General features: G+C 55.3%; 11 protein-coding genes. 7 read left to right on the forward strand and 4 right to left on the reverse strand.

Annotation, left to right across the window (positions count from 1 at the left end):
• Positions 1 to 6: 6 nt before the first annotated feature.
• The 4 genes from aroQ to ACQE32_RS16480 all read right to left on the reverse strand — a co-directional run bounded on the left by aroQ (position 7) and on the right by ACQE32_RS16480 (position 3407).
• Complete coding sequence (gene aroQ, locus ACQE32_RS16465) at positions 7 to 459, reverse strand: type II 3-dehydroquinate dehydratase (RefSeq protein WP_250651574.1); 453 nt, start codon at positions 457 to 459, stop codon at positions 7 to 9.
• A 235-nt stretch (positions 460 to 694) separates the two neighbouring features.
• A complete protein-coding gene (gene msrQ / locus ACQE32_RS16470; RefSeq protein ID WP_427022107.1) occupies positions 695 to 1300 on the reverse strand; it encodes a protein-methionine-sulfoxide reductase heme-binding subunit MsrQ in 606 nt (201 codons plus the stop codon).
• Entirely contained in the window at positions 1301 to 2305 is a 1005-nt protein-coding gene (gene msrP, locus ACQE32_RS16475) for a protein-methionine-sulfoxide reductase catalytic subunit MsrP (RefSeq protein WP_427022108.1), read from the reverse strand. It abuts the gene before it with no gap.
• 118 nt (positions 2306 to 2423) lie between these two features.
• Positions 2424 to 3407, reverse strand: coding sequence for an MDR family oxidoreductase (locus ACQE32_RS16480; protein WP_427022109.1), 984 nt, complete (start codon positions 3405 to 3407; stop codon positions 2424 to 2426).
• Between the two features lie 212 nt (positions 3408 to 3619).
• Here ACQE32_RS16480 and csrD point away from each other — a divergent pair, with 212 nt between their 5' ends.
• The 7 genes from csrD to yhdP all read left to right on the forward strand — a co-directional run bounded on the left by csrD (position 3620) and on the right by yhdP (position 14604).
• The gene (csrD, locus tag ACQE32_RS16485) at positions 3620 to 5569 is read left to right on the forward strand and encodes an RNase E specificity factor CsrD (RefSeq protein WP_426974871.1); all 1950 of its coding nucleotides are present in this window, start codon (positions 3620 to 3622) and stop codon (positions 5567 to 5569) included.
• A gap of 305 nt (positions 5570 to 5874) precedes the next feature.
• Positions 5875 to 6918, forward strand: coding sequence for a rod shape-determining protein MreB (mreB, locus tag ACQE32_RS16490; RefSeq protein ID WP_003855260.1), 1044 nt, complete (start codon positions 5875 to 5877; stop codon positions 6916 to 6918).
• Positions 6919 to 6986: 68 nt separating this feature from the next.
• Positions 6987 to 8045 (forward strand): rod shape-determining protein MreC, encoded by a 1059-nt coding sequence (gene mreC, locus ACQE32_RS16495; RefSeq protein ID WP_426982144.1) that lies wholly within the window; start codon positions 6987 to 6989, stop codon positions 8043 to 8045.
• Entirely contained in the window at positions 8042 to 8530 is a 489-nt protein-coding gene (gene mreD / locus ACQE32_RS16500; protein WP_085068391.1) for a rod shape-determining protein MreD, read from the forward strand. The genes mreC and mreD overlap by 4 nt, the downstream gene beginning before the upstream one ends.
• 8 nt (positions 8531 to 8538) lie before the next feature.
• Entirely contained in the window at positions 8539 to 9126 is a 588-nt protein-coding gene (locus tag ACQE32_RS16505) for a Maf family protein (RefSeq protein WP_426982145.1), read from the forward strand.
• On the forward strand, positions 9126 to 10595 hold the full coding sequence (rng, locus tag ACQE32_RS16510) for a ribonuclease G (RefSeq protein WP_250651580.1): 1470 nt from the start codon (positions 9126 to 9128) through the stop codon (positions 10593 to 10595). Before ACQE32_RS16505 ends, rng begins: the two co-directional genes overlap by 1 nt.
• 178 nt (positions 10596 to 10773) lie before the next feature.
• The gene (yhdP, locus tag ACQE32_RS16515) at positions 10774 to 14604 is read left to right on the forward strand and encodes an AsmA2 domain-containing protein YhdP (RefSeq protein WP_427022110.1); all 3831 of its coding nucleotides are present in this window, start codon (positions 10774 to 10776) and stop codon (positions 14602 to 14604) included.
• The last annotated feature ends 37 nt before the right edge of the window (positions 14605 to 14641 follow it).

Raw genomic sequence — 14641 nt, forward strand, 5'->3', positions numbered from 1 at the left:
CTCTGTTTAATTTGATTTTGACAGGCGTTTTACTGCCGTTTGTAAAGCCCAGGAGTAACCGTCGACGCCAAGTCCACAGATTACGCCGGCAGCAATATCAGAAAGCCAGGAATGGTGGCGGAAAGACTCACGGGCATGCACGTTGGTGATATGTACCTCGATAAAAGGAATATCCACCGCCAGCAACGCATCACGTAGCGCAACGCTGGTATGCGTGAACGCCGCCGGGTTGATAATGATGTAATCAACATTGCCTTTCGCCTCGTGAACACGATCAATCAGAACGTGTTCTGCATTCGACTGTAAATGGCTTAATTTCACATTTAACGCGCTGGCCTGCGATGTCAGATCGTCTACGATCCCGGACAGCGTGTCATGCCCATATTTGTCTGGCTCACGCGTCCCCAATAAATTGAGGTTGGGGCCATTCAAGAGCAGAATATGAAAATCATGCGCCATTTTGCTGCTATCTCCTGCAATAAGTGAGGCATCGCGTAAAATACCTCGTGAAAAGCCATTTGTCACCTTTCTGAAGTGAAAAAGAGTCTTTCATAGCAACCGAAGCCGGGCATTATATCTATTTCGTTACTTTTCGCAGCTAAATACTGGTCGTATCTGCGGAGATTATCAACGCAGGCGGCAAAAGTTTCCTGGGAGTTAGACAGATATGTGGGATGCGGCACAAATTATGCCGCTATTTAGACCACCATCGGCGAAATTTCTTATAACGCCAGGCCAGCAGGATTATGGCCAGTAATGCGTAAATAAGCGGCTGCGGAGAGAGTACTTTTACGGACCAGATATAGTGAACTGGCGCGAGAATCGCCACCAGATAGACAAAGTTATGCAGCGTTTGCCAGCGAGGTCCCATTTTACGCTGGAGTTTTTGTAATGAGGTTACCGCCAGCGCCAGCAGCATCGCCCAGCTGATAATGCCCAGCGTTAAATAGGGACGTGAAATAAGCTCTGAACCCAGCAGCGACAGATTACTGATTCCCAGTTCCAACAGCGCATAGCTCACCAGATGCAGCGTAGCCCAGGCAAAGCACCATAAACCCAGCAGGCGGCGCACACGAATCAGCAGCGGCTGACGGCCATAGCGCGCCAGCGGAGACACCAGCAGCGTAGCCAGCAAAAACTTTAGCGCCATACGCCCGGTAAAATGCTGAACATCTTTTGCCGGATCGGCGCTAAATCCTGTGCCCTGCAGGATGGAAAATATCAACCACAGCAAGGGCAGTAATCCCGCCAGGTGCAGCAGAACCTTCAGCCCCGTTATCTGTTTTAACGTCAGGCGCACTCAGTAATTCTCCCTTAAATCAAGCCCGCGGTAGAGCGACCCAACCTGCCCGGCATAGCCGTTAAAGAGCTGCGTCGGCTGACGTTTCACATCCAGAATGCCGCCGCTGCCGATAAAGCGTTCGCTGGCCTGCGACCAACGCGGATGGTCTACATGCGGGTTGACGTTGGCAAAGAAGCCGTACTCATTCGGTGCCAGCTGATTCCAGGTCGTTGGCGGCTGCTCACGCGTTAGCCTGATATGAACAATCGATTTAATGCCTTTAAAACCATACTTCCACGGCACCGTCAGGCGGATTGGAGCGCCGTTTTGCGGCGGCAGCGCTTTGCCGTAAACGCCGGTGGTAAGCAGCGTCAGCGGATGCATCGCTTCATCCAGACGCAGCCCTTCAACATAGGGATAATCCAGTCCACCGCCAATAAAGCGATCTTTTTGTCCTGGCATCTGATCGGGCGCATAAAGCGTCTGGAAGGCGACATAGCGCGCATGACTGGTGGGTTCAACGGCTTTCAGCAGCGCGCCCAGCTCGAAGCCGACCCAGGGGATCACCATCGACCAGGCCTCCACGCAGCGCATACGGTAAATACGCTGCTGCTGGGGAAAGCGTTTAAAGATATCGTCCATATCCAGCGTGAGCGGTTTCGCCACTTCACCGTCGATGCGGATTTTCCAGTTTTCCGTTTTCAGCGTGCCGGCGTTGGCGGCAGGGTCCGCTTTATCCAGACCAAATTCATAAAAGTTGTTGTAACCGCTGACTTTGTCCTCTGGCGTGAGCGGCAACGCGGCCTGCCACGCCTCGGGTTTGCTGAAATCCAGCGGGCGGCCAGCGGGCGCAGGCGGACGATCGTTGCCCCTGAACCAGGAAAGCACATCGGCCCGTGCGCCTCCCGGCACGCTGAGCGCCGCCGCGCCTAAACCCAGCGCCTTAAGCACCTGACGACGCTGCTGGTGGAAAATCGTTTCGGGGGTGATATCCGCTTCGGTGAGCTTATTTACCGGCTTCATGGTTCTACTCCTGTGCAGGCCCTCCGCAGCGCTGGCGGAGAGCAGATAACTAAGCATGAAGCAAAACGTCGAACCAGCGCAGGTTTTCAGGTGAAAATATGAAATTTCCTGGCGTGCATTATCTCTGCGCGATTTTCACCAGTGTACGACCCGTGACTTTATTATCCAGCAGGCGCTGGGCGGCATCAGCCGCTGCCGATAATGTCACCTCGGTGGTGGCCTGTTGAAAGAAGCTGGCCGGTATGGTTTTCACCAGGCGTTTCCAGGCTTCAATCCGTCGGGGCGCTGGCGTTTGCACCGAATCCACGCCCTGCAAACGAACATTGCGCAGAATAAAAGGCATGACAGAGGTGGGCAGCGCGTATCCGCCAGCCAAACCACAGGCGGCCACCACGCCGGAATAGTGCATTTGCGCCAGCACCGAGGCCAGCACCTTATCACCAACAGTATCGATCGCGCCTGCCCAGCGCTGTTTCTCCAGCGGGCGGCTTTCGGCAGCAAACTCGCTGCGCGGCAGCACCTTAGCGGCACCAAGCTGACGCAAGTAATCCGTATTGCTTTCCCGGCCGCTGACGGCGGTGACCTGGTAGCCCAGCGCGCTGAGCAGAGCCACTGCCGTACTGCCGACGCCGCCGCTGGCACCGGTCACCAGCACATCACCTTTATCCGGGGTGATGCCGCCTTCCTCCAGCGCCATAACGCACAGCATGGCAGTAAAACCCGCCGTGCCTAAAATCATTGCCTGACGCGCCGTCAGTCCTTCCGGCAGCGGCACCAGCCAGTCGCCATCGACTCGCGCCTGTTCCGCCAGGCCACCCCAGTGCGTTTCACCCACGCCAAAGCCGGTTAGTAAAACCTGCTGTCCCACATGGAAGCGCGGATCTTCGCTGTGGTGCACGGTGCCCGCAAAATCGATGCCGGGCACCATCGGAAACTGGCGAACAATTTTGCCTTTACCGGTAATTGCCAGCGCATCTTTATAGTTGATGCCCGACCAGCTAACATCTACCGTCACATTACCTGGCGGCAACTGCTGTGGCGAAATATCGCTCAGCGCTGCGTGATAAGCGCCGTCAGCTTGTTCAATCAGTAAAGCCTGCATGAGATTCTCCTGAATTTTGTGAGTCGATGGTAACGATAAAGTCTTTGGCAACTATACTCGCCGAATGGTAGCAGAGGCTGACCCGCCGCAAATAAATCGCAGGCTATTGATTTTTTAGCGCTGGCCGGGCGAATAACCTCCATATGTTTACCCTCTGACACCCGCTTCTCATCGTTGCGGCGTGGTCATAACGCAGTGAAAAAGGCACAGGGATGCGATCAACCACAAAACTCTCAGCGTTTGTAACGCTGCTTATTACTCTGGCAATAGTATTAATGTTGGTGGGCAGCACGCTGAGCTTTTTCTGGCTACGTAGCGAATGGGCCGAGCAGCAGATAGAGACGCTGAAAACAGAAGTGGATCAGGCGCTGCTGACTCAAAGTCCAGCTGAACTGACGCCATGGTTACAGCGTACAATGCCGCTTATGGATATAGAACGCTTACATATCCTCAGTAAAGAAAAGGCCATTCTTGCGCTTTCTCACCGTCAGTATCCTCTACTCGATGACGTTCCCAATCGCTTCCGCCGTTACGATCTGCCGCTAATGCATCAGCCCGGCTGGGTGTTGCGTGTTGAGGTACTTGATCCGGCGAATACCTGGTTTAAATCTTTTATCGGTTCCTCGGTAATCATTGCCGTTGTGCTGGTAGCGGCATTTATGTTGCTGTTGCTGGTGCCTACGCAGCGCTGGTTATGGCGTCAACTCAAAGGAATGGAGAGTCTGGAAAAGCGAGCAGAACGCATTATTGACGGCGAACGGCGCGGGATTGGTCGCGGCAACGTCAATGAGTGGCCATCGAAAGCCTCCACGGCTATCGATCTGCTGCTGGACGATCTCCAGGAAGCGGGCGAGCAGCGTACCCGCATTGATACTCTTATCCGCGCCTTTACCGCGCAGGATGCGGCGACCGGCCTGAATAATAGGCTCTTTTTTGATAATCAACTGGCGACCCTATTAGAAGATCAGGAAAAAGTGGGCACCCACGGCGTGGTAATGATGATCCGTCTGCCCGATTTTGACAGCCTGAGTGAAAAATGGGGCAGCGGGGCGGTACAGGATTATCTCTTTTCTCTGGTTAATATGCTTTCGACGTTTGTTATGCGCTATTCCGGCGCTCTGCTGGCGCGCTATTTTCGCAGTGATTTTATGGTGCTGTTGCCGCACCGCACGCTAAAAGAGGCGGACGGCATCGCGGCTCATCTAATCAAAGCGGTTGATGCGCTGCCGCCGACGGCAATGATCGATCGGCAAAATATGATTTATATCGGCATTAGCGCCTGGCGTAGCGGACAAACCACACAACAGGTGATGGAGAGCGTTGAGCAGGCCACACGCCATGCTGCGTTGCAGGGCGGCAACACATGGGTGACGGCGGAAGGAATGGATGTGGATGGCGGACGCGGCAGCGTTCAATGGCGTACGCTGCTGGAGCATACGCTGAAGCGCGGCGGCCCACGGCTCTATCAAAAGCCGGCCGTACTGCGCGATGGTCAGGTGCATCATCGTGAAATGTTGCCGCGCATTTTTGACGGCGAAAAAGAGCTGCAGGCAGCAGAGTTTATGCCGTTAGTGCAGCAGATGGGGCTGGCTGAGGCGTACGACCATCAGCTGATGCAGCGTATTATGACGCTCTCTGCCTGCTGGCCGGAAGAGACGCTGGCGGTGCCGATGACGATTGATTCATTATTACAGCCGACGTTTCAGCGAACGCTGCGCGATATGCTGCTGCAGTGTACTAAATCGCAGCGGCAACGTTTTTTATTTGAACTTGCTGAGGCAGAAGTGTGTCAACACTTCAATCGTTTGCAACCGGCGCTGCGATTGCTTAAAGGTTTTGGCTGTCGTCTGGCGGTCAGCCAGGCTGGCTTAACGGTAGTCAGCACCGCCTATATTACCCAGGCGGGCGTTGAGCTTATTAAGCTTCATCCGGGTCTGGTGCGTAATATTGAAAGACGAACTGAAAACCAGCTGTTTGTGAAAAGCTTAATTGAGGTGTGCAGCATGACGCCGACGCAGGTTTTCGCCGCAGGCGTCAGAACGCGGGAAGAGTGGCAAATGCTGTCAGCGCTTGGCGTTGCAGGTGGCCAGGGCGACTTTTTCTCTACTTCACAACTGGTTAATAGTAATGTGAAAAAATATTCGCAAAGAGTTCGGGTTTAGCCGGATGATTTGACATAATGGCGCGCGGTTAAGGAGCCAGCGGCTATTTGCGGCTGCCAACCGCCGTGGAATTTAAATGTTAGATTTTATAACTGTTATGTCCGCTTATCAGCCCGATTTCGCGGGTATTCAGCTGCTTTTTCGGCCGAATATTGCTGCATCAGTTCGATAACATGGTAACAAGCGCGAGATAGCTTGATTTTTCACCGAAGTAGAACGTTTTTGCGCCTTGTGGCGGCTTCGCGTGGTTGGTAAAGTAAGCGGATTTTATTTTCCGCCCCCAGCTTGCAGGATTATCCTTTAGTATGTTTAAAAAATTTCGTGGCATGTTTTCCAACGACTTGTCCATTGACCTGGGTACCGCGAATACCCTGATCTACGTCAAAGGCCAGGGTATCGTGCTGAATGAGCCCTCAGTCGTTGCCATCCGCCAGGATCGTGCCGGCTCTCCCAAGAGCGTTGCGGCTGTCGGTCATGATGCAAAACAGATGCTTGGTCGTACGCCAGGCAATATTGCCGCTATTCGTCCAATGAAAGATGGCGTAATCGCTGATTTCTTTGTTACTGAGAAAATGCTGCAACACTTTATTAAGCAGGTGCATAGCAACAGTTTTATGCGTCCCAGCCCGCGCGTGCTGGTATGCGTTCCGGTCGGCGCTACTCAGGTTGAGCGCCGCGCAATTCGCGAATCTGCTCAGGGAGCAGGCGCGCGTGAAGTTTTCCTGATCGAAGAGCCAATGGCTGCCGCAATCGGCGCAGGCCTGCCGGTATCTGAAGCAACCGGTTCTATGGTGGTGGATATTGGTGGCGGTACCACCGAGGTCGCGGTGATTTCTCTTAACGGTGTGGTCTACTCCTCCTCCGTACGTATCGGCGGCGATCGTTTTGATGAAGCTATTATTAATTATGTACGCCGTAACTACGGCTCACTGATTGGTGAAGCAACCGCAGAACGTATCAAGCATGAAATCGGTTCTGCCTATCCGGGTGATGAGGTTCGCGAAATCGAAGTGCGCGGCCGTAATCTGGCTGAGGGCGTGCCGCGTGGCTTTACCCTTAATTCCAACGAAATCCTGGAAGCCCTGCAAGAACCGCTGACCGGTATCGTTAGCGCTGTAATGGTTGCGCTTGAACAGTGTCCGCCAGAGCTGGCATCCGATATTTCAGAGCGCGGCATGGTCCTGACCGGCGGCGGCGCGCTATTACGTAATCTTGATCGCCTGCTGATGGAAGAGACCGGCATTCCGGTCGTGGTAGCGGAAGATCCGTTGACCTGTGTCGCTCGTGGCGGCGGTAAAGCGTTGGAAATGATCGACATGCACGGCGGCGATTTGTTCAGCGAAGAATAATCTGCCAGAAGGGAGTGCACGGCAAAGCAACACTCCCTTTTTTTGATGTCGGGGAATACGCAGAGTTTATGAAGCCAATTTTCAGCAGGGGGCCCTCCCTGCAGCTCCGCCTTTTTCTGGCGGTTATTGTGGCCATCGGCATCATTGTCGCCGACAGCCGCGTGGGTTCGTTTACCCAAATCCGTAACTATATGGACACGGCCGTAAGTCCATTCTATTTTCTGGCCAATGGGCCACGACAAATTCTGGACAGCGTTGCTGAAACGCTGGCCTCTCGCCAGCAGCTTGAAAAGGAAAATAAAGCGCTGCAGCGCGAACTCTTTCTGAAAAACACTGAGCTGCTGATGCTGGGACAATACCGGCAGGAAAATGCGCGTCTGCGCGAGCTGTTAGGATCGCCGCTGCGTCAGGATGAGCATAAAATGGTGACTCAGGTGATTTCTACCGGCACCGATCCCTATACCGATCAGGTGGTGATTGATAAAGGCAGCGTCAATGGCGTCTATGAAGGACAGCCGGTAATCAGCGATAAGGGCGTGGTCGGGCAGGTGATTGCGGTGGGGCAGATGACCAGCCGCGTACTGCTGATTTGCGATGCGTCTCATGCTCTGCCGATTCAGGTGCTGCGTAATGATATTCGCGTTATCGCTGCCGGCAACGGCTGCACCGAAGATCTGCAGCTAGAGCATCTGCCGGGCAATACCGATATTCGCGTTGGCGACGTGCTGGTCACCTCCGGCCTCGGCGGGCGTTTCCCGGAAGGGTATCCGGTCGCGGTAGTATCATCCGTGAAAGTGGATACGCAGCGCGCCTACACGGTGATTCAGGCGCGTCCAACGGCAGGGCTGCAGCGTCTGCGCTATTTGCTGCTGCTGTGGGGCGCAGATCGTAACGGCGATATGCCGATGGCACCGGATGAAGTGCATCGGGTAGCGAACGAGCGCCTGATGCAGATGATGCCACAGGTGCTGCCGCCAGCCGGAGAAATGGGGCCGCCGTTACCGCCAGCCGCTGAAGGCGCGCCGGCGCAGGCAAATCCTTCAACGCCTGCCTTAGCGACGCCTTCAACCGATAGCCGCACCGCCGTACCGGGCAGCCAGCCTGCCGCGCAGGGAGGCCGTCCTTGAGTCGCTATCGCAGCCATGGCCGCTGGGTTATCTGGCTATCCTTTCTGGTGGCGCTGATCCTGCAAATTATGCCGTGGCCGGACAATTTTTATATGTTTCGTCCCTCCTGGCTGCTACTGATCCTGATTTACTGGCTGCTGGCGCTACCGCATCGGGTGAGCGTTGGCACCGGTTTTGTCATGGGCGGCATTATGGATCTGATCTCCGGCTCCACGCTGGGGGTACGGGCGCTGGCGCTGAGCATTATCGCCTATCTGGTCGCTTTCAAATTTCAGCTTTTCCGTAACCTGGCGTTGTGGCAACAGGCGTTAATGGTTATGGTGCTGTCGCTGGCAATGGATGTCATTGTTTTCTGGGCTGAGTTTTTAGTTATCAATATTTCGTTCCGACCAGAGATTTTCTGGAGTAGCGTGGTAGACGGTATTTTGTGGCCCTGGCTATTCTTATTGATGAGAAAGATTCGTCGTCAATTCGCTGTTCAGTAAGGACAACTATGTTATCCCTTTATCTTGCCTCCGGTTCACCGCGTCGTCGTGAACTGCTGACGCAGCTTGGCCTGCATTTTGAACGTGTTATTACCGACGTAGAAGAGCAGCGCCGGGAGGACGAGAGCGCGCTGCAATATGTGCGTCGGCTGGCGCGGGAAAAAGCGCAGGCGGGCGTGGCTGTGGCACCGCAGGATCTGCCGGTGCTGGGCGCTGATACGATTGTGGTACTGAACGGCGAAGTGCTGGAAAAACCGCGCGATGCGCTGCATGCTGCAGAGATGCTGACGCGTCTCTCTGGCCAGACGCATCAGGTACTGACGGCCGTGGCGCTGGCGGATCGTCAGCGTGAGCTTGACTGTCTGGTGACAACGGATGTGACCTTCCGGCTGCTGACGGCACAGGATATTCAGGCGTACATCGCCAGCGGCGAACCGATGGATAAGGCGGGCGCATACGGTATACAGGGGCTTGGCGGCAATTTTGTCAGAAAAATTAACGGAAGCTATCACGCCGTGGTTGGCCTGCCGCTGGTGGAAACCAGCGAACTGCTCAGCCATTTTCAATCGTTGCGTGAGGTAAGTAAGGGGACATGATGACGGCTGAGCTACTGGTTAACGTCACGCCATCAGAAACACGCGTGGCCTATATTGACGGCGGTATCCTGCAGGAAATCCATATTGAGCGCGAAGCGAAGCGCGGCATCGTCGGCAATATCTACAAAGGTCGCGTAAGTCGGGTTTTGCCAGGCATGCAGGCTGCTTTTGTGGACATCGGCCTGGACAAAGCGGCGTTTCTGCATGCCTCCGATATTATGCCGCATACCGAATGCGTGGCTGGCGAAGAACAGAAGAATTTCAGCGTCCGCGATATCGCAGAGCTGGTGCGTCAGGGTCAGGATCTGATGGTGCAGGTGGTGAAAGATCCACTTGGCACCAAAGGGGCGCGTCTGACCACCGATATTACCCTGCCTTCGCGCTATCTGGTTTTTATGCCGGGTGCCTCTCACGTTGGCGTATCACAGCGCATTGAAAGCGAAGCCGAGCGCGACCGTCTGAAAGCTGTGGTTTCCGCCTATTGCGATGAGCAGGGTGGATTTATCATTCGCACGGCGGCGGAAGGCATTGGCGAAGAGGAGCTGGCGCAGGATGCCGCTTTTCTCAAGCGTCTGTGGACCAAAGTCATTGAGCGAAAAAAGCGTAATAAAACGCGCTGCCGTCTGTATGGCGAATTAGCGCTGGCGCAGCGCGTACTGCGTGATTTCGCTGGCGCCGCGCTCGATCGCATTCGCGTTGATTCACGGCTGACCTATGAGCTGTTGCTGGAGTTCACCTCAGAATATATGCCGGAAATGACAGCCAAGCTGGAACATTACAGCGGTCGTCAGCCGATTTTCGATCTTTATGATGTGGAAAATGAGATCCAGCGTTCGCTCGATCGCAAGGTTGAGCTGAAATCGGGCGGCTATTTGATTATCGACCAGACGGAAGCAATGACGACTATCGATATCAATACCGGTGCCTTTGTGGGGCATCGCAATCTGGATGAGACCATTTTTAACACCAATATCGAAGCGACGCAGGCGATCGCACGTCAGCTGCGGCTGCGTAACCTGGGCGGCATCATCATTATCGATTTTATCGATATGAATAATGAAGAACATCGCCGTCGCGTACTGCACTCGCTGGACAGCGCGCTGAGTAAAGATCGGGTGAAAACCAGCATCAACGGTTTTTCCGCGCTGGGGCTGGTGGAGATGACGCGTAAGCGTACCCGCGAAAGCATTGAGCATGTCTTATGCCAGGATTGTCCGGTCTGTAAAGGACGCGGTACGCTGAAAACGGTGGAAACCGTCTGCTACGAGATCATGCGTGAAATTGTACGCGTTCATCATGCTTATGACTCCGACCGCTTTTTGGTCTATGTTTCACCCACCGTTGGCGAAGCGCTGAAAAGCGAAGAGTCGCATGCGCTGGCTGAAGTAGAGCTGTTTGTCGGCAAGCAGGTAAAGGTGCAGATCGAACCGCTCTATACCCAGGAGCAGTTTGACGTGGTGATGATGTAAAATCTGGTTAATATTTTGGTCTGTATTTGAAGATTTCACTCCGGTCAAGCGCTAAAAATGCGCCTCTGTTTCAGGTAAACTCTGCTGACCTGATTCTCCCTGGCTGCTGCAACGGCACGTTCGGGAATATGAACCAGCTTATTCATCCGTACAGTTTGCGCAAGACAAGGAGAGGAGTGTGAGGCAACTGCCCAGGATCCTGTTACTTACAGGCGCTGCGGTAATCGTTATCGTTGCGCTACTGGTCAGTGGCTTGCGGCTGGTGATGCCGCAGTTAAATCATCATCGCAGCGCGCTGCTTGACGCCGTTTCCTCCGCGACCGGTTTAAAAATTGATGCTGCCTCATTGCAGGGGCGCTGGGAAAACTTCGGCCCGACGCTGGATGTGCGCCAGTTGGCCGTTTCCCTGCCTGATGGCGGCTCGCTGGATATTGGCCGCGTGACGCTGGCGCTGGATGTCTGGCAGTCCCTGTTGCACGCCCGCTGGCAGTTTCGTGAGCTGACTTTCTGGCAGCTCGACCTCGATAGCCGTTCGCCGCTCATCAGCAATGATAAAAATAATCACACGCTAAAAGCGGGTCAGATCAATGATCTGTTCCTGCGTCAGTTCGACCATTTTGATCTGCGCGATAGCCGTATTCGTTTTCAAACGCTTTCCGGGCAGCGCGCCGAGCTGGCGATCCCACGGCTGAGCTGGCTGAATGAAAAAGCACGCCATCGGGCGGAAGGAGAAGTCAGCCTCTCCAGCTTTACCGGCCAGCATGGCGTGGTACAGGTACGCTTAGATCTGCATGATGAGAATGGTCTGTTGAATGACGGACGCATCTGGCTACAGGCGGACGACGTGGATGTTAAACCCTGGCTGGGGCAGTGGATGCGCGATAACACCACGCTTCAGAGCGCACGTTTTAGCCTGGCCGCCTGGCTTAGCCTGAGAGAGGGCGAAGTGTATGATGGCGATGTCTGGCTGAAACAGGGCGGTGCACGCTGGCAGGGCGATAAGCAACCGCATCGGCTGGAGGTAGATAACCTGACGATGCATCTGGCGCGCTGGCGCAGCGGCTGGACGGTAACCGTGCCGCAAAACAGCTTACGCACCGATGGCCAGCCCTGGCCAAAAGGGCACTTTTCTCTGGCATGGCTGTCGCAGCATGCTATCGGCCCGGAGCCGCAAAGCGTGGAAGAGCTGCGCGTACGCGCCACCGGGCTTAATCTCCAGCGGCTGGAGCCGCTAATTCCGTTATTCTCCCGCCTGTCGCCACAGATGCTGGAGAACTGGCGCACCCTGCAGCCGCACGGGCAAATTGATGCGCTGGCGCTGGATATTCCGTTGCAGCAGCCGGATCAAAGTCGCTTTCAGGCGCGCTGGCGCGATTTAAGCTGGCAACACTGGCAGCTGCTGCCGGGCGCGCAGCATGTTACCGGCACACTGAGCGGTAGCCTGGCGGATGGTCGGCTGGATATTGGCATCAAGGACGCGGTAATGCCTTACGGCACCATGTTTCGGGCGCCACTGGAGATCAAAAGCGCCACCGGCACCCTGAGCTGGCAGCAAAGTAAAAATGCGCTGGCGCTGCAGGGCAAAAACCTTGATGTGCAGGCGCGCGCGCTGTGGGCCAAAGGGGATTTCAGCTACCGTCAGGGCACCGGGCTGCCGCCGCGCCTCGATATTCTGGCCGGGATCCATGTTACCGATGCCGGCGATGCCTGGCGTTACTTTCCTGAACCGCTGATGGGCACTCACTTAACCGACTATCTCAGCGGGGCGATTAAAGGCGGGCAGGCCGCTAACGCCACATTACTGTTTGCCGGCAACCCGAAACTGTTCCCTTTCCGCCATAACGAAGGCATGTTTGAAGTCTCTGTGCCGCTGCGTCGCGCAAGCTACGCTTTTCAGCCCGGCTGGCCGGCGCTTGAGAACCTGGATATCGATCTCGATTTTGTTAACGATGGCCTGTGGATGACGGCGAAGCAGGCGATGCTCGGCAAGGTTCAGGCAAACAACGTCAGCGCTGTGATACCGGATTACCTGAAAGAGCAGCTGATCGTTAATGGCGATCTGCGCGGCGAGGCGGCTGACATCCGCGATTACTTTAACCAGACGCCGCTGCGATCTTCGCTGGGTGCCGCGCTGGATGAACTGCAGCTGGGCGGAGAAACCGGCGGACACCTGCAGCTGGATATTCCGCTGGATGGCGAGCAGGTTCATGCGCGCGGTGATGTGCAGCTGGCGAATAACACGCTGTTTATTGCCCCGCTGAATAGTCGTCTTACCGCACTTAACGGCAGCTTTACCTACGATAATGGTAACCTGCGCAGCGATACGCTGCGGGCCAACTGGTTTGGGCAGCCGGTCAGCGTTAATTTTCATACCGAAGAGCGGCCGCAGGATTATCAAATTGGCGTTAGTCTGGCGGCTGAGTGGCAGGTTAATAAACTTGCGCCACTGCCCGCAGGCGTAAGCCAGCAGCTGAGGGGCACGCTTCCCTGGCAGGGCGATGTGGCTATCACGTTGCCAAATAAGGGCGGAGCGAATTATAAAATTGATCTTGCTGGCGACCTGAAGAATGTAAGCAGTAACTTACCCTCTCCGCTGGCAAAAAAGCGCGGCGAAGCGCTGCCGATAAAGATAACGGCAAGCGGCGATCTGCAGCACTTTGACTTACAGGGCGTAGCAGGTGATCAGCAGCGCTTTAACAGCCGCTGGTTGATTGGTAAACAGCTGCGTCTCGATCGCGGTATCTGGCTGAACGAGGCGAAAAGCACGCCAGCCTTGCCGAATACGCGCGGTATGGTGCTGCATCTACCGCCGCTGGACGGCGACAGTTGGCTGAAACTGCTGATGGCCGATGGCGGAACGCAGAAAGCCACCTCAAAAACCGGCGGCGGCAGTGCGATAACCGGTTACCAATTGCCTGGCGATATCACGCTGAGTACGCCCGCTCTCGAGCTGGCAGGACAGCAGTGGCGCGATACGCAGATTACGCTGCGCCAGCTAATGGCCGGGGGAATGCAGGTCGAGGCGCAGAGCCGTGAAGTCAACGGCAAGTTAGATATTCCTGCCAGTGGGCCATGGCGCGCGCATCTTGGCTGGCTTTATTACAACCCGGAATGGCAAAGCGGCAGCGAAGAGGCCTCGCCCGCTCAGCCGCAGGAAAGCAGCACAATTAACTTTGCCGGCTGGCCAGCGCTGCAAATCAACTGTGACGATTGCTGGCTGCGCGGACAAAAGTTCGGACGCATCCAGGCATACCTGACGCCGCAGAAGGACACGCTAATGCTGACCAACGGGCTGGTGGATACCGGCAGCTCGCGCCTGACCGTTAGCGGCGAGTGGGTTAATCGCTCCGACGAACAGCGTACCTCGCTGAAAGGCAAACTCAGCGGCAGCAATATCAATAATGCCACCAACTGGTTTGGCGTGAATACGCCGCTACGCGATGCGCCTTTCACGCTCGATTATGATCTGCACTGGCGTGCTGCGCCCTGGCAGCCATCGGAATCGTCGCTAAGCGGCGTGCTGAAAACCCATTTTGGCAAAGGGCAAATCGCTGATGTCAGCAGTGGACGCGCTGGTCAGCTGCTGCGGCTGGTGAGCTTCGACGCACTGCTGCGCAAATTGCGCCTCGATTTTAGCGATACCTTTAGCGAGGGGTTCTGGTTTGACTCCATTAACGGCACGGCATGGATCAAAGATGGCGTGATGCAAACCGACAATCTGCTGGTAGATGGACTGGAAGCGGATATCGCCATGCAGGGCAAGCTGGATCTGGTGAAGCGGCAGATTAATATGGAAGCCGTTGTTGCGCCTGAAATTTCAGCATCGGTAGGGGTTGCGACCGCGTTTGTAATCAATCCGGTGGTCGGCGCAGCGGTTTTTGCTGCCAGCAGGGTGCTGGGACCGTTGTGGAACAAAATCTCGCTGCTGCGTTATCACATCAGCGGCCCCATCGATAAACCGGAAATTAACGAAGTGTTGCGCAAACCGCGTGAAAAGAGCGCGAAGTGAATTTGACGCCGCAGGGGAATTACCGCAGGCTATAGCA

This window comes from Pantoea sp. FN0302 (assembly GCF_050113775.1).
Lineage (GTDB): Bacteria > Pseudomonadota > Gammaproteobacteria > Enterobacterales > Enterobacteriaceae > Mixta > Mixta alhagi.